General features: G+C 70.8%; 21 protein-coding genes. 7 read left to right on the top strand and 14 right to left on the bottom strand.

The window, feature by feature from the left end; genetic code table 11:
• The first annotated feature begins 4 nt into the window (after nt 1-4).
• Together ABFJ78_RS36280 and ABFJ78_RS36275 are read left to right on the top strand one after the other, a co-directional pair.
• Nucleotides 5-1,204, top strand: coding sequence for a CaiB/BaiF CoA transferase family protein (locus ABFJ78_RS36280; protein WP_436391831.1), 1,200 nt, complete (start codon nt 5-7; stop codon nt 1,202-1,204).
• 93 nt (nt 1,205-1,297) lie between these two features.
• Nucleotides 1,298-2,566, top strand: coding sequence for an aminotransferase family protein (locus ABFJ78_RS36275; RefSeq protein WP_436391829.1), 1,269 nt, complete (start codon nt 1,298-1,300; stop codon nt 2,564-2,566).
• Between the two features lie 139 nt (nt 2,567-2,705).
• Here the strand turns inward: ABFJ78_RS36275 and ABFJ78_RS36270 are convergent, their stop codons facing one another.
• The 7 genes from ABFJ78_RS36270 to ABFJ78_RS36240 all read right to left on the bottom strand — a co-directional run bounded on the left by ABFJ78_RS36270 (nt 2,706) and on the right by ABFJ78_RS36240 (nt 7,704).
• Nucleotides 2,706-3,143, bottom strand: coding sequence for a VOC family protein (locus ABFJ78_RS36270; RefSeq protein ID WP_436391827.1), 438 nt, complete (start codon nt 3,141-3,143; stop codon nt 2,706-2,708).
• Complete coding sequence (locus ABFJ78_RS36265) at nt 3,122-3,319, bottom strand: hypothetical protein (RefSeq protein ID WP_004561810.1); 198 nt, start codon at nt 3,317-3,319, stop codon at nt 3,122-3,124. Before ABFJ78_RS36265 ends, ABFJ78_RS36270 begins: the two co-directional genes overlap by 22 nt.
• A gap of 119 nt (nt 3,320-3,438) precedes the next feature.
• Nucleotides 3,439-3,942, bottom strand: a complete 504-nt coding sequence (locus ABFJ78_RS36260; RefSeq protein ID WP_436391824.1) for a GNAT family N-acetyltransferase — start codon at nt 3,940-3,942, stop codon at nt 3,439-3,441.
• A 31-nt stretch (nt 3,943-3,973) separates the two neighbouring features.
• Nucleotides 3,974-4,762: an IclR family transcriptional regulator gene (locus ABFJ78_RS36255; RefSeq protein WP_436392022.1), complete on the bottom strand. Its 789-nt coding sequence runs from the start codon at nt 4,760-4,762 to the stop codon at nt 3,974-3,976.
• A 121-nt stretch (nt 4,763-4,883) separates the two neighbouring features.
• Nucleotides 4,884-5,576 carry a family 16 glycoside hydrolase gene (locus ABFJ78_RS36250; protein ID WP_436391822.1) on the bottom strand — a complete coding sequence of 231 codons (693 nt, stop codon included), beginning with the start codon at nt 5,574-5,576 and terminating at the stop codon, nt 4,884-4,886.
• 74 nt (nt 5,577-5,650) lie between these two features.
• Nucleotides 5,651-7,168: a PH domain-containing protein gene (locus ABFJ78_RS36245; protein WP_436392020.1), complete on the bottom strand. Its 1,518-nt coding sequence runs from the start codon at nt 7,166-7,168 to the stop codon at nt 5,651-5,653.
• 23 nt (nt 7,169-7,191) lie between these two features.
• Complete coding sequence (locus tag ABFJ78_RS36240) at nt 7,192-7,704, bottom strand: PH domain-containing protein (RefSeq protein ID WP_436391820.1); 513 nt, start codon at nt 7,702-7,704, stop codon at nt 7,192-7,194.
• 174 nt (nt 7,705-7,878) lie between these two features.
• Here ABFJ78_RS36240 and ABFJ78_RS36235 point away from each other — a divergent pair, with 174 nt between their 5' ends.
• The 3 genes from ABFJ78_RS36235 to ABFJ78_RS36225 are packed head-to-tail and all read left to right on the top strand — an operon-like array spanning nt 7,879 to nt 10,365.
• Nucleotides 7,879-8,796, top strand: coding sequence for a proteasome assembly chaperone family protein (locus ABFJ78_RS36235; protein ID WP_436391818.1), 918 nt, complete (start codon nt 7,879-7,881; stop codon nt 8,794-8,796).
• The gene (locus tag ABFJ78_RS36230) at nt 8,793-9,524 is read left to right on the top strand and encodes a class I SAM-dependent methyltransferase (protein WP_436392018.1); all 732 of its coding nucleotides are present in this window, start codon (nt 8,793-8,795) and stop codon (nt 9,522-9,524) included. The genes ABFJ78_RS36235 and ABFJ78_RS36230 overlap by 4 nt, the downstream gene beginning before the upstream one ends.
• A gap of 19 nt (nt 9,525-9,543) precedes the next feature.
• The gene (locus tag ABFJ78_RS36225) at nt 9,544-10,365 is read left to right on the top strand and encodes a class I SAM-dependent methyltransferase (protein ID WP_436391816.1); all 822 of its coding nucleotides are present in this window, start codon (nt 9,544-9,546) and stop codon (nt 10,363-10,365) included.
• Here the strand turns inward: ABFJ78_RS36225 and ABFJ78_RS36220 are convergent.
• From ABFJ78_RS36220 to ABFJ78_RS36210, 3 genes are all read right to left on the bottom strand, one after another.
• Complete coding sequence (locus ABFJ78_RS36220) at nt 10,352-10,702, bottom strand: YciI family protein (protein ID WP_436391814.1); 351 nt, start codon at nt 10,700-10,702, stop codon at nt 10,352-10,354. The two genes, ABFJ78_RS36225 and ABFJ78_RS36220, sit on opposite strands and share 14 nt — an antisense overlap.
• A 22-nt stretch (nt 10,703-10,724) precedes the next feature.
• Nucleotides 10,725-11,711 (bottom strand): MCE family protein, encoded by a 987-nt coding sequence (locus ABFJ78_RS36215; protein WP_436391812.1) that lies wholly within the window; start codon nt 11,709-11,711, stop codon nt 10,725-10,727.
• 69 nt (nt 11,712-11,780) lie between these two features.
• Nucleotides 11,781-12,965 carry an FAD-dependent monooxygenase gene (locus tag ABFJ78_RS36210; protein ID WP_436391810.1) on the bottom strand — a complete coding sequence of 395 codons (1,185 nt, stop codon included), beginning with the start codon at nt 12,963-12,965 and terminating at the stop codon, nt 11,781-11,783.
• Nucleotides 12,966-13,071: 106 nt separating this feature from the next.
• On the opposite strand from ABFJ78_RS36210, the gene ABFJ78_RS36205 reads away from it, so the two are divergent.
• Nucleotides 13,072-13,734, top strand: a complete 663-nt coding sequence (locus ABFJ78_RS36205) for a TetR/AcrR family transcriptional regulator (protein WP_436391808.1) — start codon at nt 13,072-13,074, stop codon at nt 13,732-13,734.
• Here the strand turns inward: ABFJ78_RS36205 and ABFJ78_RS36200 are convergent.
• On the bottom strand, nt 13,731-14,006 hold the full coding sequence (locus tag ABFJ78_RS36200) for a YggT family protein (protein ID WP_364452886.1): 276 nt from the start codon (nt 14,004-14,006) through the stop codon (nt 13,731-13,733). The genes ABFJ78_RS36205 and ABFJ78_RS36200 overlap by 4 nt on opposite strands.
• 62 nt (nt 14,007-14,068) lie before the next feature.
• A complete protein-coding gene (locus ABFJ78_RS36195; protein WP_436391806.1) occupies nt 14,069-14,950 on the bottom strand; it encodes an SDR family NAD(P)-dependent oxidoreductase in 882 nt (293 codons plus the stop codon).
• 76 nt (nt 14,951-15,026) lie between these two features.
• On the opposite strand from ABFJ78_RS36195, the gene ABFJ78_RS36190 reads away from it, so the two are divergent.
• Complete coding sequence (locus ABFJ78_RS36190; protein WP_436391804.1) at nt 15,027-15,608, top strand: TetR/AcrR family transcriptional regulator; 582 nt, start codon at nt 15,027-15,029, stop codon at nt 15,606-15,608.
• Nucleotides 15,609-15,664: 56 nt separating this feature from the next.
• Here the strand turns inward: ABFJ78_RS36190 and ABFJ78_RS36185 are convergent, their stop codons facing one another.
• On the bottom strand, nt 15,665-17,110 hold the full coding sequence (locus ABFJ78_RS36185) for a hypothetical protein (protein WP_436391802.1): 1,446 nt from the start codon (nt 17,108-17,110) through the stop codon (nt 15,665-15,667).
• Nucleotides 17,107-18,480, bottom strand: a complete 1,374-nt coding sequence (locus tag ABFJ78_RS36180) for a hypothetical protein (RefSeq protein WP_436391800.1) — start codon at nt 18,478-18,480, stop codon at nt 17,107-17,109. Before ABFJ78_RS36180 ends, ABFJ78_RS36185 begins: the two co-directional genes overlap by 4 nt.
• Nucleotides 18,481-18,513: the final 33 nt, after the last annotated feature.

The following is an 18,513-nucleotide window of genomic DNA, read 5'->3' as shown; positions in this document are numbered from 1 at the left end:
GGACATGATGCCTGCCGACCACTCCGGATTCCGCCCGCTGGACGGGATCAAGGTCGTCGACCTGTCCCGCATCCTCGCCGGGCCGTACTGCACGCAGTACCTGGGCGAGATGGGCGCGGACGTGGTGAAGGTCGAGCCGCCCGGGCACGGCGACGACACCCGCGGCTGGGGACCGCCGTTCGTCGGCGAGAGCGACGAAGCCGTGTACTACCTCGCGGCGAACCGGAACAAGCGCGGGATCGTGCTCGACCTCAAGAGCGACCGCGGCCGTGAGGCGCTCCGGCGGCTGGTGGCCGGCGCGGACGTGCTCGTCGAGAACTTCCGCCCGGGCACGCTGGAGAAGTGGGGCCTCGGGTACGCAGTCCTGGCGGAGCTGAACCCGCGGCTGATCCACGTGTCGATCACCGGGTTCGGCCAGACCGGCCCGTACCGCGACCGCGCGGGCTACGACCTGGTGGCGCAGGCCCTCGGCGGCGTGATGTCGCTGACCGGCGAGCCCGACGGCGCGCCGGCCAAGGTCGGGCTGCCGGTGGCGGACCTGAACGCGGGGACGTGGGCGATCATCGCGGTGCTGATGGCGCTGCAGGCCCGCCACACGACCGGCCGCGGCCAGTACCTCGACGTGTCCCTTTTGGACAGTCAGCTGGCCTGGCACGTGTACGCCGCGGGCGCGTCCTTCTACGACGCACCGCGACCGCGCCGGATGGGCTCGGCGCACCCGAGCATCGTGCCGTACCAGGCGTACCACGTCTCGGACGGCTGGCTGATCATCGCGGTGGGCAGCGAAAAGCTGTGGCACGCGTTCTGCGGGGTGCTGGACCTGGACATCGCGGCGGACCCGCGGTTCTCGTCGAACGCGCTTCGGGCCGCGCACCGCGACGAGCTGAACGCACTGCTGGAACCGGTCCTGCTGACGCGCACGGCGGCGGACTGGCTGAAGTCGTTCGACGCGGCGGGCATCCCGGCGGCCCCGATCAACGAGATCGACGACGTGTTCGCGGACCCGTGGACGGCGGCGCGCGACCAGGTGGTCCGGCTGCCGCACCCGACGGTGGGGACGTACTGGGGGACGGGCTTCCCGGTGAAGGCGTCCGACACCCCGGCGCGGCCGACGTCCGCGCCGCCGACGTTGGGTCAGCACACTGCGGAGGTGCTCGCGGAGCTGGGCTACTCGGCGGAGGAGATCGCGGAGTTCCTGGACTGATTGGCAGGTCCGACGGCTCGAACTGTGCACGATGGAGTGTTCGCGCTCCCCGCTTCGCCCTGGTAGGGATGGGGGAAGGACTGAGGAGGACCGATGTCAGCACAGCACGCCCTTTGGCACCCGTTCGCCGACATGGGCGCGGTCGCGAACGACCGGATGGTCATCACCCGCGGCGAAGGGTCCTACGTCTGGGACGACGCCGGCCGTCGGTACTTCGATGCCACCGCGTCGCTCTGGTACGCGAACTTCGGCCACGGCCGGCCCGAGATCACCGATGCCGTCGCCAAGCAGTTGCGGACGCTCGACTCGTACAACCTGTTCGGCTACAACGCCAACGAGCCGGCGATCGAGCTGGCCGACCGCGTCGCCGGGCTGGCGCCGACGCCGGGTTCGAAGGTCTTCTTCGGCTCGGGCGGCGGGGACGTCATCGACACCGCCGTGAAGCTCGCGCGGGCGTACTTCGCGCAGACCGGGCGGCCGGAAAAGGTGCACGTCATCGGCCGGGCGCAGGGGTACCACGGCACGCACGGCTTCGGCACGGCCGTCGGCGGCATCCCGGCCAACGCGGCGGGCGTCGGGCCGCAGCCGCCGGAGTTCTCGCACGTCCCGTTCGACGACGCCGCGGCCCTGGAAGCCGAGATCGAGCGAGTGGGCGCATCGCGCGTGGCGGCGTTCTTCTGCGAGCCGGTGATCGGCGCGGGCGGCGTGCTGCTGCCGCCGGACGGGTACCTCGAGGAGGTGGCGGCGATCTGCCGCCGGCACGACGTGCTGTTCGTCGCGGACTGCGTGATCGCGGCGTGGGGCCGGCTCGGGACGTGGTTCGGCATCGACCGCTGGGCGGTCGAGCCGGACATGATCACGACGGCGAAGGGCATCACCGGCGGCACGATCCCGCTCGGCGCGCTGGTGGTGGCGCCGCGGGTGGCGGAGCCGTTCTTCACGGGAGCGCCGGGCGCCCCGATCTTCCGCCACGGCGCGACGTACGCGGGCCACCCGGTGGCGTGCGCGGCGGGCCTGGCGACGTTGGACATCTACGAGCGCGACGGCCTGATCCCCCGCGGCCGCGAGCTGGAGAAGCCCCTGGCCGACGCGGTCTCGGCGGCGAACGGGCACCCGCTGGTGGCGGAGGTCCGGGCCGGGCTGGGCTTCCTGGCGGCGGTCGAGCTGACGGCGGAGGTCATGGACGCGGACCCGGGAGCCCCGGTGAAGCTGCAGCGCGCGTGCCGCGACGAGGGTGTGATCGTGCGCAACCTCGGACGCGGGGTGGCGGTGTCGCCGCCGCTGGTGGCGGGGGAGCCGGAGCTGGATCTGCTCGCTTCCGCGCTGCCCAAGGCCCTGGACCGCCTGGCGGCACAGAGCTGAGGCCGGCTGACGTCATGAACGACTCTTTCCTGTCCTCCGACGGCAGGAAAGAGTCGTTCATGACGTTCGCGCCCAGCGTGACGGCGACCGGACTCGGCTGACACGCCCCGGCCCCCGGCCGAGGCGCAGGCCCGATCACTCACGAGATGCAGAACTCGTTCCCTTCCGGATCGGCCAACGTCACCCAGCTGTGCGGCCCCTGCCGCCCCCGGTGCAGGAACTTCGCCCCGCGCGCCGTCAGCTTCTCCAGCGTCGCCTCGACGTTGTCCGCCCCCACCCACACGTCGATGTGGAGCCGGTTCTTCACCGTCTTCGGTTCCGGAACCTCCTGGAACAAGATCCGCCGGGGTGGACCCTCGGGCGGTGAGTCCGGGTGGCGGATCGCCGCCCCCGTTCGCCACACCAAAGATCCGTTGTACGTCCGGGTTTCCTCCTCCTTCGCGTACCCCTTCGCGATCATCTCGCGGATGAAGTCCTCGTCCGTCGGTTCGACGGGCCAGCCGAGCGTCTCGGCCCACCAGTCGGCGAGCACGTGCGGGTCGGCCGTATCCACCACTACCTGGAAGTCATGCGCCATACGGGCACGTTAACGACCGAGTCCGACATTTTCCGGAGCATCGGGTCCTCGGGCACGACCGTGAAGCGCCACTTGTCGACGCCGCCGCCCATGATCTCGGCGTAGCGGCGGGCGCCGTCGGCGTTGGCGAACCGCACCTGCTGGCCGTTCGTCAGGTGGGTGATCTTGACCGCCATGACAACCTCCCGAAGTCTGTGGGCCGGCCCAGGAGCTTCCCCCTCCGAGGCCGGCGAGCACAGTAGAACACATGTTCGACTGGTCGCGCCACCGCATCCCCCGCGCAGGTGAGAACCACTCAGAGTGGCCGGATCATCGCCACGCGAGGCCAGGCGTCGAGGCCGCGGGCCGCCTCCGCGCGGCGGATCGCCCGCAGCCCGTCGCCGATTTCGACGTCGGCCAGCACCCGGAACCGCAGCCGCTCGTAGTAGGGCGCGTTCCACGGCACCGCCGCGAACGTCGTGAGCGTCAGCGCCGGCAACCCGCGAGAAGCCGCCCACTCGGCGAGCGTCTCGATCAGCGCGCTGCCGAGCCCGCGCCGCGCGTGCGACGGCCGCACCGAGACCTGCTCGATGTGCGCGTGTCCGTCGACGACCTCCGCGATGAGGTACGCCACCGGCCGGTCGCGGTCGTCCACGGCCACCCAGGCGCGGCCGGCGGACTGGTACACCGCCAGCTCCGCCACCGAACCCGGGTCGTCGTCGGCGATCGCCGCCATGTCGACGGCGCGGAACAGGCTGCCCGCCTCGCGTTCGACGTCGATCAACGCGGGCAGGTCGTCGGGGCGCGCGAGCCGGATCACGAAGGCATTCGTACGCGCCCCGACGGGATTTTCACAGCGAATAAGACGAGATCGTGCGCTCGATGCGGGTCGCGTACCCCCGCAGGGTGGTGATGGCGTTGTGCCGGGCTTCTTCGGTGATGCGCGCGGCCGGGCCGGCCATCGTCAGCACGGTCGGCCGCCGTCCGTACGCCGTCACCGGCACCGAGCACGCCCAGACGCCCTCGTCGATTTCCCCGGAGCTGACCGAATACCGGTTCTCCAGCGCGTGCTTCAGCTCGTCGCGCACGAAGGTGCCGCGCTGCTCGACGACCGGCGCCAGCCGCCGGTCGCGTTCGATCTCCGGCAGCAGGGCGAGCAGCATCTTGCCGGACGCGCCGACGCCGAGCGGCAGCGAATGCCCCGGCTCGAAGGTGAACCGCATGGCGCGGTCGCACTCGACGCGGTCCGCGCACACGGCGGCGTCGCCGAACTGCTGGAAGAGCATCACCGTCTCGCCGAGCTCCCGCGCGGCTTCCTCCATCGACGGCTTCGCCAGCCGCACGAGGTCGTTCGCCAGCTGCGCCGCCCGCGCGAGCGGCATCACCTGACTGGTGAGGTGGTAGTGCCCGGCGCGGCCCTCCTCGAGCAGCTGCAGCTCCTTGAGCAGCGCGACGTAGCGGTAGGTCGTCGCGACCGGGGTGCCGATCGTCGCGGCGAGCTCGGCGACGCTGGCCTCGCAGCGCTGTTCGGAAAACGCGAGGAGCAGCTGAAGGACCTTGCGGGAACTGCTGGCGCCGGGAGTCCGGCGCGGGGCGGTGGTGGTGGCGGAACCGTCGACGGCACTGACGGCAGGCGTCATCATGACCTCTCGGTGAGACAAAAACGTCCTTCGCTATCACACGCGGTGAATAAATTAGCACGTTGTGTTAAACGAAGGCCAGCATTCCGCCGGCCACTGCGCCATTCGGAAAAGCCGCCGGTCAGAGCGTGAGGAACTCGCCCGGTTTCGTCACCACCGGTGACTCGACGTAGAGCCCGCGGTACTCGTCCTGGATCCCGGAGTTGTGCACCTGCAGCGCCAGCGGACCGATGCGCCCCGCGGTCTTGTCGGTGAACCGCAGGACCTCGACGCCCTTGCAGGTCGCGGCCGTTCCGGTGAGCGGGCAGCACGCCATCCGGGCCACCCCGGTGGCCTGGTCCCCGATCAGCTCGCACTGCGCCCACTTCTTGATGTCGATCGTGGTGTGGGGCAGCTGCTGGAACAGTTTGCCGCCGCCGTCGTTGTGGCCCGGCCGGTAGTCCCAGTGCCCGCCGTTCGGCGGCTGGAACTGGATGGCGCTCAGCGCGTCGCGGATCGGGTCGGTGGTGCCCCAGATCAGCACGGTCGGTTTGTGGTTCCCCTTGACCTGACGGACATTGAATATCCACCGAAACGTGCCGACCTGCTGTTTGTTGTAGTACAACCAGCCGCGGGCCGTGCCATTGCCGTGGATGACGCCGTTCTTCGCCGACCAAAGGCCGGTTTTCGACGACGTCCAAGCGCTCAGGCCGGTGCCGTCGAACATCGGAACGAGGTTCGGATCGCCGTAGGGGTTGTCGGCCGCCGCGGCCGGCACCGGGACCGAAGCCGCGACGATCCCCGCGGCCACCACACCAAGGAGCTTCCGGAACATTCCTGCCGTCCTCTCGAGCGCTGATAGCGGGTTCGGACGGCGGATTTCACGTTAGGAGCCGCGCGGGTGGAGCGTCAACCGCGGTCCCGCTGATCGGTCAGGAACGGCGTCAGCAAGCCCGGAACGGCCCGGTCGGCGAGCGCGAGCCCGTCGGATTCGCCGACGTCGAGCACGCGGTAGTGGCCCTTGCCGGCGGCGACCGGCGCGATGATCGTGACCAGCCCGGCGCGGCGCTGGAAGTACGAGCGTTCGACGACGACGCCGGTCATCCCGTCGCAGCGGACCGCCGCGGTGCCGCGGTCCAGCGACCCCGAGCGCGTCACGAGGTAGCGGCCGGTGAACGCGTGCCCGAGCCCGCGGTAGCGGTCCCAGCCGACGAGCGCGGCGAACGGCAGCAGCACCAGCGCCGCCTGCCACGGCCAGTCCGGCAGGGCACCGAGCCATGCCAGGCCGTAGAGCACCGCCGCGAGCAGCAGCACGCCGACGACGGCCCGGGAGAGCCGCCGGTACAGCGCCCGGCGCGGGTGGCGCACCAGCGGCGTCGCGGCGGGGTCTTCGCCGAGCACTTCCGCGACGACTTCGTGCGCTTTCGCGAGCGGCGCGGGCGGGAGCAGCAGGCCGCCGCTCTTGTCCGCGCCCTTGCCCTCGCGCAGGCCGCCGGCGATGGCGACGCAGCGCGCGCCGCCGGCCAGCCGCAGCGGCAGCGGCTCGCGGATCTCCGCGCCGCGCAGGCGGTCCTCCTCGATCGACACCGAGCGCGTCGTGATCAGCCCGCGCCGGATGTGCAGCGTGCCGGCGGGCTCGCGGGTGAGCCGGAAGTTCCAGAACGAGAGGATGTACCCGCCGATCGACAGCAGCGAGACGAGCACCAGCAACCCGGCCGCGGCGAGCACCAGGCTCACCCACGTCGGAGTGTCGGCGAAGTGCCCGACGACCGTCTGGACCAGCGAGAACTGGATCGGGTCGAAGTGCAGCTCGTGCGCGAAGTGGTAGACGGTGCCGACGGCGGCGCCGACCACCGCCAGCCCGGACAGCGTGAACGGCGCGTACCGCAGCCACTTCTTGTCGACGGCCGCCACCAGCTGCTCCGGCGGCGCGGGGGCTTCCTCGGTGGCGGCGGCCACGGCCTTACGGTGTAAGAGCAGGGTCCGCAGGCGCTGCGCTTCGGCGATCGTGACGGCGTCGAGGACGAGCTCGTCCTTGCCCGGCCCCTTGCCGTGAGAGTGGCGCCCGGTGCCGATCCGCGCGGCGGCCAGCGAGAACAGCCGGTGCTTCGGCTCGGACGTGACGTCGACCGTGCGGATCCGGTCGCGCGGGATGGCGCGCTGCTTGCGCAGCAGCAGCCCGGTGTGCCATTCGACCTGCGACTCGGTGATCCGGTAGCGCGAGGTCAGCACGTGCGAGACGCCGGTGCACACGGCGATCACGGTGAAGACGAGGCCGATCCACTGCCACGGTTCGCCGTGGCCGAACAGCAGCGCGCCCAGCAGCACCGGCAGCGACCGCACCAGGTCCAGCACCGGCCGGATGAGCAGCATGCGCCGGTCGAGGCGGTGCCACGGTGCTTCCGGCGTCCCCTCGGCGGGTGGCATGACGACGGCTTCGGTGCTGCTGCTCACGTCGCGTCCCCCCGGACGGCCTGGGTCGTCTTGGTCAGCTCGTCGGCCAGCTCGAGCGCACGGTCGTGCGCCAGGCCCGAGATGCGCAGCGGGCCCGCCGCGGACGCCGTCGTCACGGTGATCTTCGCCAGCCGGAAGAGCTGCTCGCCGGGGTCGCGCTCGATGTCGACGGTCTGGATCCGGGAGATCGGCGCGATCCGCCACTCCTGCTTCAGCCAGCCGGACTGCGTGTAGACGGCCTCGCCGGTCACCTCCCAGCGGTGCACGCGGTACCGCCACTGCGGCATCACGATCAGGTGCAGCGGACCCACCACGCAGGCGGCCACGAGCGCCACCGTGAGGAACGCCGGCGGATCGTCGCTGGTCACCACGATGGCGGCCAGGATCCCGATGACGACGATCCAGGAGATCGACGCCATCGCCGTCCAGTAGCCGATGGCCCGGCGGCTGACCCGGTGCGCCGGCGGCCGCAGCCGCACCGCCGCTGTGTTCGTGGTGTGTTCGCTCACGCCCTCAAGCGTGCCCGATCGGCGACTTGCGCGCCCACGACACTTGTCATGATGCCGATCCGGTCCGGGTTCGATCGCGTCCCGTTACGATCGGCAACACCGTCGGAGGAATGGAAACGCCGTCGGGGTGTGTTGTGCTTGAAGGATTGATGTGTAGGCGAGCAGGAGGCTCCGGTGGGACTCGATCCCGACGACCTGTACGAGGTGGACTCGGACGTCCCCGATCTGACCGGTGCGGTGCTGCTGCACCACTTCGAAGGGTTCATGGACGCCGGCTCGGCGGGCCGTCTCCTGGCCGAGCACCTGCTCGGCGGTGAGCACCGGGTGGTCGCGCGCTTCGACGTCGACCGGCTCATCGACTACCGCTCCCGCCGGCCGACGATGACCTACGCCGTGGACCACTGGGAGGACTACGACGCGCCGGAACTGGTCGTCCACCTGCTGCACGACGCGGACGGGACGCCCTTCCTGATGCTGTCGGGCCCGGAGCCCGACCACGACTGGGAGCGGTTCTGCCTCGCGGTGCGCAACCTGGTCGAACGCTGGGGCGTCCGGCTCACCGCGGGGTTCCACGGCATCCCGATGGGCGCGCCGCACACCCGCCCGCTCGGCGTCACCGCGCACGCCACCCGCAAGGACCTGGTCGGTGACCACCAGCCGCTGCCGAACCGCCTGCAGGTGCCGGGCAGCCTGGCCGCGCTGCTGGAGTTCCGGCTCGGCGAGTGGGGCCACGACGCCATCGGGTTCGCCGCGCACGTGCCGCACTACCTCGCGCAGTCGACGTACCCGTCCGCGTCGCTGATCGTGCTCGACGCGCTGAGCCGCTCGACCGGGCTGAGCCTGGCCGAGGGCGAGCTGCGCGCGGCGGCCGAGCTCGCCGACGCCGAGATCAACCGCCAGGTCGCGGAGTCCGACGAGATCGCCGACGTCGTCCGCGCGCTGGAGCGGCAGTACGACACGTTCATCGAGGCTTCGGAGCGCGGATCGCTGCTGGCGGAGTCGGTCGAGCACATGCCGACCGCGGAGGAGCTGGGGTCGCAGTTCGAGCGGTTCCTCGCCGAGCAGAACGGCGGCGACGGCCCGGAGCGCTGATGCGCTACGACGAGATCGGCGTCGGCTACGCGGTGGGGCGGCGGACCGACCCGCGCTGGCTCGCGCCGGTGCTCGACGCCCTGGGCGACGCGGCTTCGGTGCTCGACGTCGGGTCCGGGACGGGATCGTACGAACCGCCCGGCCGGCGGGTCGTCGCGGTCGAGCCGTCGGCGGAGATGATCCGGCAGCGGCCGCCCGGCGCCGCGCCGGTCGTGCGCGCGCTCGCGGAGGCGCTGCCGTTCCCCTCGTCGGTGTTCGAGGCCGGGCTGGCGGTGCTGACCGTGCACCACTGGGGTGACTGGCGCCGTGGTCTCGACGAGCTGCGCCGCGTCTCACGCCGTCAGGTCGTCCTGGCCTACGACACCGCGCTGCACAACGACTTCTGGCTCGTGCGGGAGTACGTGCCGGAGGTCGCCGCGCTGGAGCTTTCGCGTCCGTCGGCGCCGGAGATCGCGGAGTACCTCGGCGCGTCGTCGGTGCGCGAGCTGCCGGTGCCGTGGGACTTCACCGACGGCGTGTTCCCGGCGCACTGGCGGCGGCCGGAGGCGTACCTCGACCCGGCGGTGCGGCGCGCGTGTTCGGCGCTCGCCCAAACCTCACCGGAGGCCGTCGAGCGGGGGATTGCCCGGCTGCGAACGGATCTGGCGTCCGGGCGCTGGCACGACGAACACGCGGACTTGCTGGACCTGACCGAGTGGGATGCGGGGTTCCGGCTGATCGTCCGCTGAGCTGAGGTACCGTCCCGAGATGAACCAAACGAAAAACCGTTCCCCCGTAACGAAAATCGTGAGGCGCACGCTGGGTAGGCTGCTGAACCAGGCTGCCGCGAAAGTGCACGACCCGTACACCGATCAGTTGAACCGGATGGCCGCCGAGCTCCGCGAGGAGATCATCCGCCAGGGTGACCGAGTCCTCGATCGGGTGGTGGAGTTCGAGATCCGCAGCCGCCGGGACATAGTCTACGCCGGCGACCAGGACGCCGCTCTCGAGAGCAACGTCTTCGCCCGCGAGAACCTCGTCGGCGCCCGCCACTTCGGCAGGCCCAAGGAGACGCTCGAGTACGCGCTTTCCCTGGCGCCACAAGGCGGAATGGCGCTGGAGTTCGGCGTCGCGTCCGGCAACACGCTGCGGACGATCGCCGGCGCGCGCGGTGGCCGGGAGGTCTACGGCTTCGACTCCTTCGACGGGCTGCCCGAAGCGTGGCTCAACGGCATGCCCGCCGGCGCCTTCGCCCGCGACGACCTGCCGGACGTCCCCGGCGCCGAGCTCGTCGTCGGCCTGTTCGCCGACAGCCTCCCCGGTTTCCTCGAAAGCCACCGAGGTCACGTCGACTTCCTGCACGTCGACGGCGACCTCTACAGCTCCGCCAAGACCGTGCTCGACCTCTGCGGGCCGCGGCTGCGCGCCGGCAGCATCGTGCACTTCGACGAGTTCTTCAACTTCCCCGGCTGGAAGCGGCACGAGTACCGCGCCTGGGCGGAGTACGTCGAACGCACCGGCGTCGAGTTCGAGTACGTCGCCTACACCTACAGCGACAACCAGGTGACGGTGAAGATCACGAAGCCGTAGGCGGCCCGTCGAGGATTTCGCGCAGCTCCAGCGTCCCGACCTCGGCCCACGGGTGCCGTGACGCCACTTCGACGGCCGTCGACCGGTCCGCGCACTCGAGGATGTTGTAGCCGCCGACCTGCTCCTTCGTCTCGGCGAACGGGCCGTCGGTCAGCAGCACCTCGCCGTCGCGCACGCGGATCGTCTTCGCTTCGGCGGGCGGGCGCAGTCCGGTGCCGGCCTGCCGGACACCCCGGCGTTCGGCCTCGGCGGCCCACGCGTGGCAGCGCCGCGCCATCTCCGGACCGGCGGCCGCGGCCGCGGACTCGTCGCCGCACAGCAGGAGCAGGTATCGCACGGCGCCAGCATGCCACGCGGGCTCAGCCGTGGCAGCCCTCCTCGTTGAGCGGCCCGATCGACGGCAGGATCAGCCCGCACAGGTAGCCGTCGATGAACCGGCCGCTGCCGGAGATGTTGGTGCCGAGCCGGACCAGCGGCGCGAACCCGCGGATGCCGGCGGCGAGCGCGTCCTGGTTGCGCTGCAGCATCGACGTCAGCTGGTCGAGCTGGGTGAGCAGCGGGTCCAGCCGGGTGTCGTTGTCCTCGATCAGCCCGGACAGCTCGGTGGCGAGCCGCCGCGAGCCGTCGAGCAGGGAGCTGATCGCCTGTTCACGGTCGCTCACCTCGGAGAGCAGCTGGTTGCCGTCGTTCAAGAGCCGTTGCACGGCGGCGTCGCGGTCAACGAGCGTTTGCGAGACAACCCGCGTGTTGCCCAGCAGGTTGGCGAGCTGGGAGTCGCGCGTGGCGAGCGTGTCCGACAACCGGGACAGCCCGGTGAGCGCGGCGCGGACACTCTGCGGCGTGTCCGCCAATGTCGTCGAGAGCGTGTCGAAGCTCTTCGCCAGCTGGGTGGTGTCGATGTGGTCCACAGTGGACGAGAGCTCGCCGAACGCCGCGAGGATGTCGTAGGGCACGGTCGTGCGCGAGCGCGGGATGGGCCGGCCGGGATCGAGGGTTCCCTCGCCCTGCGGGTCCAGCGCGAGGTATTTCTGGCCGAGGACGGTCTTCAGCCGGATCGCCGCGCCCGTCGCGTCGCCGAGCCACGCGCCCTTGACCCGGAACGAGATCAGCACGCGGTCGCCGCGCAGCTTGACGTCGGAGACGCGGCCGACCTCGACGCCGGCGATGCGGACGTCGTTGCCCTGGAACAGCCCGGCCGCTTCGCTGAACTCGGCGGAGTAGGTCGTGCCGTCCCCGATCACCGGCAGGGAACGCGCGTTGAGCGCGGTCAGTACGCCCAGGGCCAGCACGGTCAAGCCGGCGAGCGCCGTCCTGACCGGGACGTCGGCGGCCCGGCGTATTGACATGGCGTAAAGAGTGACGCACGCCACGCCGGGCCGCCAGCGGAGTCCCCCGATGAGACGAAGATCGCCGGCTCACGCGGACGTCAGCGCGGGGTACTCACGATATTCCAGCGCGTTGGCCGCGCGATCGGTCATCCAGGTGAACACCCTGCCGAACAACCGCGTGCTCAGCATCCGGTAGGCGCGGTTGCGGCTCCGGATCTTCGCGGCGGTGCGCGGCGCGAGGAAGTTGCCGGAGCCCTTGCCGTTCTTCTGCCCGACCGTCGCCGGCTTGCGCAGGCGCTCCTCGTACTTCGCGAACGCCGTGAGGTGATCGCCGCCGGCCGCCGCGAGCTCGCCGGCCAGCACCTGCGCGCCCATCATCGCGAGCCCGGTGCCGGACCCGCCGGGGCCGGCGCACCAAGCGGCGTCGCCGAGCAGCACGACCCGGCCCTTCGACCAGCGGTCGAGGTGGATCTGGCTGATCGAGTCGACGTACAGGTCGTCCGCTGCGGGCAGGGCTTGGAGCAGCTTCGGCGTCTCCCAGCCCGTGTCCGCGAAGAGCTGCGAGACGAGCGCACGCTGCTCATCGGGGGTGCGGCGGCGGAACTCGACACCGTCGGCGGCGAAGACCAGGCCGACGTGCAGCTTGTCCGGCAGCCGGTGGCTGCCCACCGTCAGGCCGCGGCCGGGTTCGTTGTACATCACGCTGGTGTGGTCGAGGCCGAGGTGGTTGGGCGCGGTGAACCCGGCGATGCCGAACCCGAGGTCGCGCCGGAAGTCCGCTTCGGGCCCGAACGCGGCGGCCCGCACGCCGGAATGCACGCCGTCGGCGCCGACGACGAGGTCGAACCGGCGCGGCGCGCCCCGGCGGAAGGTGACGTCGACGCCGCCGGCGGTCTCGGTGAGGCTCGTGACGCGGTCGCCGAAGACGTATTCGGTGTATCCCTTCGTGTGTTCGTAGAGGACGCGCGCGAGGTCGCCGCGCAGGATCTCGACCTCGCCGCTCCACGCGGCGCCGGGCACGGTGAACAGGGGACGGGCGTCGAGGCCGAGCAGCGTCTGGTCGCCCATCGCGGTCTCGAACCGCCGGACGTCGTCGAGGACGCCCATGGCCCGCAGCAGCTTCACCTGCTCACCGCGGAAGTCCACGGCCTGGCCGCCGGGCCGCAGCGCGGGCGCGGTCTCGACAACGGTCACGCGGTAGCCGTACCGGTGCAGCCAGTAGGCCGCGGACGGGCCGGCGATGCTGGCCCCGGACACGAGCACGTTCTTCATCGGGTTTCCTCTCGGTCGTGGTGACCCGAGACTGCGCGGGCGCGCTGACGGTCCGCGCACGATCCGCTGACCGTTCGGCCGGTGGTGTCCGGTTCGAGTGGCTAGCATGACGCGCGTGGACCGCTCCGCCGAAGACCGGATCCCGCAGGACGGTGAAGACGCCGCCGTCGAGACGCGCATCCTGAACGCCGCCGCGCACCTCATCGCCGACGAGGGGTTCGGCAGGCTGAAGCTCGGAGCCGTCTGCGCCCGGTCCGGCTACGCGCGGTCCGTCATCTTCCAGCACTTCGGCGACAAGGACGGGCTCGGGCGGCGGCTGGTCGAGTACGCCGTCGAGGAGTTCACCAACGCCTACAGCGAGGCCGTCGCGGCGCGGACCGGCTCCGCCACCGCGACGCCGATGGACATGCTGCGCGCGCTGCTGGACATCATCTTCGAGCTGATCCGCACGATGCCGACGCTCAACCAGGCCTTCCTGGTGCTCTGGGGCGACGCGGCGGCGGAGTACTCGGCGCTGCGCGGCGCGCTGACCGAGGCCGACCGCCGGTTCCGGTTCGCCATCGCCCAGACGCTGGCCAGCGGCGTCGCGGACGGTTCGATCACCGGCGTCCGCGACGCCGACGCGTACGCCTCCGCCCTGCTGGCCCAGCTGCGCGGGATCTCGATGCAGGCGCTGATCGACCCGGATGGCGTCGACCTGCGCGGTGTCCGCACCGAGCTGGAGCGCGGCATCGACCGCCTTTCGGCGGGCTTCCGCGGCAGTCTTTAAAGCGCGAAGACGATCCCCCGCAGCACGACGACGCCGATGAAGACGAGCGTGAAGGCGAGATCGAGGGAAATCCCGCCGATCCGGACCGGCCGCACGACCCGCCGGACGGGCCCGATGACCGGCTCGGTGGCCGAGTAGGCGAGACTCCGCGCGCGCCGTGCCCACGGCGGGCTGTCGGCGACCATCCCGACCCAGTCGAGCACCATCCGCGCGATCAGCACGAGCATGTAGACGGTCAGCGCGAAGCCGAGCAGCGTCCCGAGTGCACCCATGGTTCCTCCTCCGTCCCCCTGAGAACGCGCCGGCGGGGCGGGGAGTGCCAGTTCTGTCCGATTCACAGCGTTTCAACAGGATCGAGCGCGGCCCAGAGCTCTTCCTCGCGGCCGACGTCGTAGGACTCCGGCGCCGACGGCGTGACCACGCGCCGGTCGATGTACGCGCCGGATTCGCCGGGCCTCGGCCCGAAAGCGGCGTCGGCCAGCAACCCGCCCGCCGTGGCGGCGGTCATGGCGAGCGGCGTCGCGGCGAGCGCGCGCAGCAGCGTGCGCGAGAGGAACCGGACCGCCGGGCTCGCTTCGCGGACGAGCTTGGTCCCGGGGACGAAGCCGGGGTTGAAGGTGTAGACGTCGACGCCGCCGGGCAGCCGCCGGGCGAGGGCGTGCACGAGGTAGACGACGGCGAGCTTGCTGGTCGAGTAGGCCCGCCGGCCGTCGGTGACGGTCCGGCGGTCCGGTCGCGGGCGGGCGAGCTCGGCGACGGGTTCCCAGCGCGGGGCGGGCACCATGCCCAGGTTGTGCCGGAAGTCGCCGAAGTGGGTGTCGCTGCCGACGAGCACGATCCGGGCGGGCGCGGTGAACCGGTCCCAGAGCAGGCGGATGAAGAGGTGGTTGGCCAGGACGTTCACCGCGAAGGTCGGCTCGAGGCCGTCTTCGGTCACGTGGGCGCGGCTGGTCAGCTGCAGGCCGGCGTTGCCGATGAAGCCGTGCAACGGCCGGTCGGCCAGCTCTCCGGCGGCCGCCCGGATGGCCGCGCTCGACGTGAGATCGCAGGTCAGGGCCGTCACGTTCGGGTTGCCGGTGCTGCGGGCCAGGTCGTCGGCGAGGTCGCCGCCGCGCGCGGTCACCACGAGGTGGACGTCCGGCTGCTCGCGAAGGATCTTCTCGGCGGCGAAGCGGCCCAGCCCGCGGCTCGCCCCGGTCATCAGCACGGTCTTCACGACGTCTCCCCGAACTCGATCCCAATTGGTACTCAGTACCGTACGGGATCTGGTCCAGCGCCGCTAGGATGCGCCGATGACCGACCCGCTGCCGTTGCGCGAGCGCAAGAGGCGCCGTGCCCAGGAGGCGATCGTCGACGCGGCGTACGCGCTGTTCGCCGAGCGCGGCTTCGCGGACGTGACGGTGACGGAGATCGCCGAGCGCGCGGAGGTGGGCCGCACGACGTTCTTCCGCTACTTCGGCGACAAGCGCGAAGTGCTGTTCGTCGAGGAACAGAGCTTTTTGGACGCCCTGCGCGCCGACACGACGCCGGCCGCGAAAGCACCGACGGTCCGCGAGGCGCTGGAACTGGGCCGGCTGGCGGTCGGCGCGATGTGTGCGGCGGTGACGGCGGACCGGGAACGCTACCGGCTGCACGAAAAGCTGGTGGCGGAGAACGAAGAGCTGCACGACCGCGGCGAGCGGAAGCTGCTGAACCTGACCGAAGCGATGGCGGATCGCTTGCGGGGACAGGGAATGCCACCGGCGGAAGCGTCGTTGGCGGCGCACGTGGGGCTGGCGTGCTTCCGGGCGGGCCGCGCCATCGCGGGCGACGACCCCGAGGCGTTGGCCCCGGCCGTCGACCGCGCTTTCGAAGGACTGCTGCGCGACTGGTGAGTCACCCGAGCTGACGGCGGACGGCTTCGGCCTGGCCGGGTTCGCGGCAACGGGCTTCAGGACCGCTCGTTCGGGCGGAGGCGGTGCGGGGCGATGAGTCCCGGTCTGCTGAGCACCGCGAGCTGATCCTCCAGGGATGCCAGCCGTTCGTCGATGCTCGCGTCGATGGCCTTGATCTGGGAGCGGTCGCACCCGTACTCGAACGCGATCGCGCCGAGGTAGCAGCCTGCTATCACGATGGCCGCGCCGAGCCACAACGCGGCACTGACGACGTCCGGGCCGTCCGCGACCCAGTCGAGCACCAGTGCGAGCGTGGCCAGAACGGCCGCCGACGCCGCCAGCCCGATGTGGGGCAGGGTGACCCAGGGGCTCCGCTTGCGCCACCACTCGACCAACCGGGCCGTTTCGGGTGCTCTGAGCGCGGCGACCGCACCGCGGATGCCGGCGAGCGCCACCTGAGCGTCCCGCTGCCGGGCCAGCGGCAGCGGCGCGGTCCACGACCGGAGCCTCGTCTCCAGCTCTACGCACGCACGCCGGACCCAGAACGGCGTGGCCACGGCGGGCCCCTCAGGCCAGTCCGGCGTTCGCGCCTGGTTGCGCAGCCAGGCGACGGCCATGACCAGCACCGCGCCGAGAGCGATGGTCAACGCGAGCGTCAGCGTGCCGACGTCGAGCCCGGACGCGGAGACGAGCATCAGTGCCACCATGACCAAGCCCAAGAAGAAGACGCCCACGCCGAACACGACGAACGCGCGGTTCGGCGTCCGTGCGAGCCGCTCGTCCAGCCAGTCCATCGGGCGGCGGAGTGCGAACTTGCAGCCACTGACGAACAGGCCGATCAGCAAGTAGAACGTCGGCACGCCGGCGAACAGAGCCGCGTTCCACACCGCGGAGATCCGGGGGAACGGCACGAATCCCACCGCGGTGTTCGCGCCGCCCAGCAGCACGGACAGCAGGAACACACCCGCCGCGGCGCCGACCCTGGACCGGTCGGGCAGGGGTTCGGCCCGCACGACCGGTTCCGGTGATCGCGGCGACACGACGAGCTCGATCTCGGCGACGACGGCCTGGACTCCGGCCGCGAGTGAACCGAACCGCAGTTCCACGCCTTGCGCGTGCGCCAGCTCGCTGATCGTCGCCGGAAGCTCGTGACGCTTCGGCATCGTGGCGCCGGCCAGCACCACCGGCACCAGCCGGATGCCGTTCCCCAGCGCGGTGGCGATCTCGTCGTGCACCCAGTCCCGGTGCCGGCCCGACCGGTCGGCCAGGTCCAAGAGCCAGGTCGGGTGGATGACCACCACCAGCACACCCGTCTCCGCCAGGCGGGCGCGGAGCGCCGCGGGGTAGGGCTCACCGACGCGCAGCGTCGTGTCGAAGTACACCGCCTCGCGTCCGAAGTAGACGGCCAGCTGGTCGGCGAGCGCCTCGACCAGCAGAGCGTGGGGCAGCAGCTCGTCCGCCGCGTTCCGCTGCCGGTAGTTGACGAAGACCTTCCCGTTCACCCGTGACCTCGCTCCGCCGGCGCACCGTGGGCGGGAATCATGAGAGTGAGCTTCTGTTGCCACGCCGCGATTTCCGAGCTCCACCGTCGCGAGTCCCGCCTGTCGAGCCGGCGGTTCGCGTAGAGCGCCGCCGCGGTGAACACGATCGCGATCGCGAGTGTCAGTCCCGCCGCGCGGAGTGACCGCCCGAGCGCGGGTTCACCGAACACACTGATGCCGATCGCTGTGAGCTCCAGCGCGACGACACTGCCGAACCAGCTGAGGTAGGCGACCGCCTCGCTCCGGTGGCCGCCCTTGAGCCACACCGGGATCGATGCTCCGGCTCGGCGGTCCAGTTCCTCACGGGCACCGTCGAGCCCCGAGAGGATCGATTCCGCGTCCCGCCGATCGGCCTTCGTGAACGGCTTCCGCGACTTCCCGTCGGCGATCAGCCGTTGTTCCAGCCGGTGGGCGGCCCGGCGGAAGACGACGGGCTCGGTCGTCACGGGCGGCGGCCACGCTTCCTCTCGCTCCGCCATGCGCAGGTACCAGAGCCACAGAACCCAGATCGCGAGCGAGAAGAACGCGACGTAGGAGAAGATCTTCTCCAGCCTGAGGTGCTGATCTTCGGTGATCGCATGAATGCTCGTGAAGACGCTCGACAGGATGATGAGAAAGGGTACGATCCAGTAGCGTCTGAACATCCTCTGTATGCCGTTCGCTCCCGCGCCCTTCTCCCACCGGTTGGTCAATGGTTGCAAGGCGAAAACGAGAGTGGTCGCGACCGTCGAAACCAGGGCCAGTAGTGCGGTCGAGATGGCGGCGGGACGTGCGAAGAATTCCCATGCGGTTCCACCTGAGTGGAAGAGAACCGGTGTCAGTGCGAACAACGAGATCGTGCTGACCAGCAGTCGCAACCAGAGCCGCTTCCTGCGCGGTGCGGAACTTTCGACAGGAGCGGCGGCGGGTGCGACGTGGTTCTCGAGCTGACGGATCAACCTGTCGAGGTCGGCGGCATAAGTGGCGGACCGGATGTGTGCCACTTGGCGATTGGCGAGCTCGCCGATCTCGGCCGGCAGCTCCTCCCACGCCGGCATCGCGGCGTTCCCGATCGGTACGGGGATCACGTGGATTCCCCGGTCCAGTGCGGTCTTGACCTCGTGGAGCACCCAGTCCTTGTGTCGGGACTCGGTGAAAGTGTCTTCCCACCCTTCATGGATCATCACGAGGAGCACGGAGCAGGCTTGCAACTGCGACTCCAGGGCATTCGGGTATTGATCACCGGAAGGTATTCCGTTGTCGATGAACACCTCGTCGGCTCCGAAATAGTGCTGCAAACCGTCGGTGATGGCGGCGACGGTCGTCCCGTGTGGATTCTTGCGGTAGCTCACGAATATGCTGGACATGGTTCTCTCGGCTTGCGT

Origin of the sequence: Amycolatopsis sp. MEPSY49, assembly GCF_051337345.1 — a bacterium.
Taxonomy (GTDB): Bacteria; Actinomycetota; Actinomycetes; order Mycobacteriales; family Pseudonocardiaceae; genus Amycolatopsis.
This window is presented reverse-complemented; position numbering and strand designations above follow the sequence as displayed.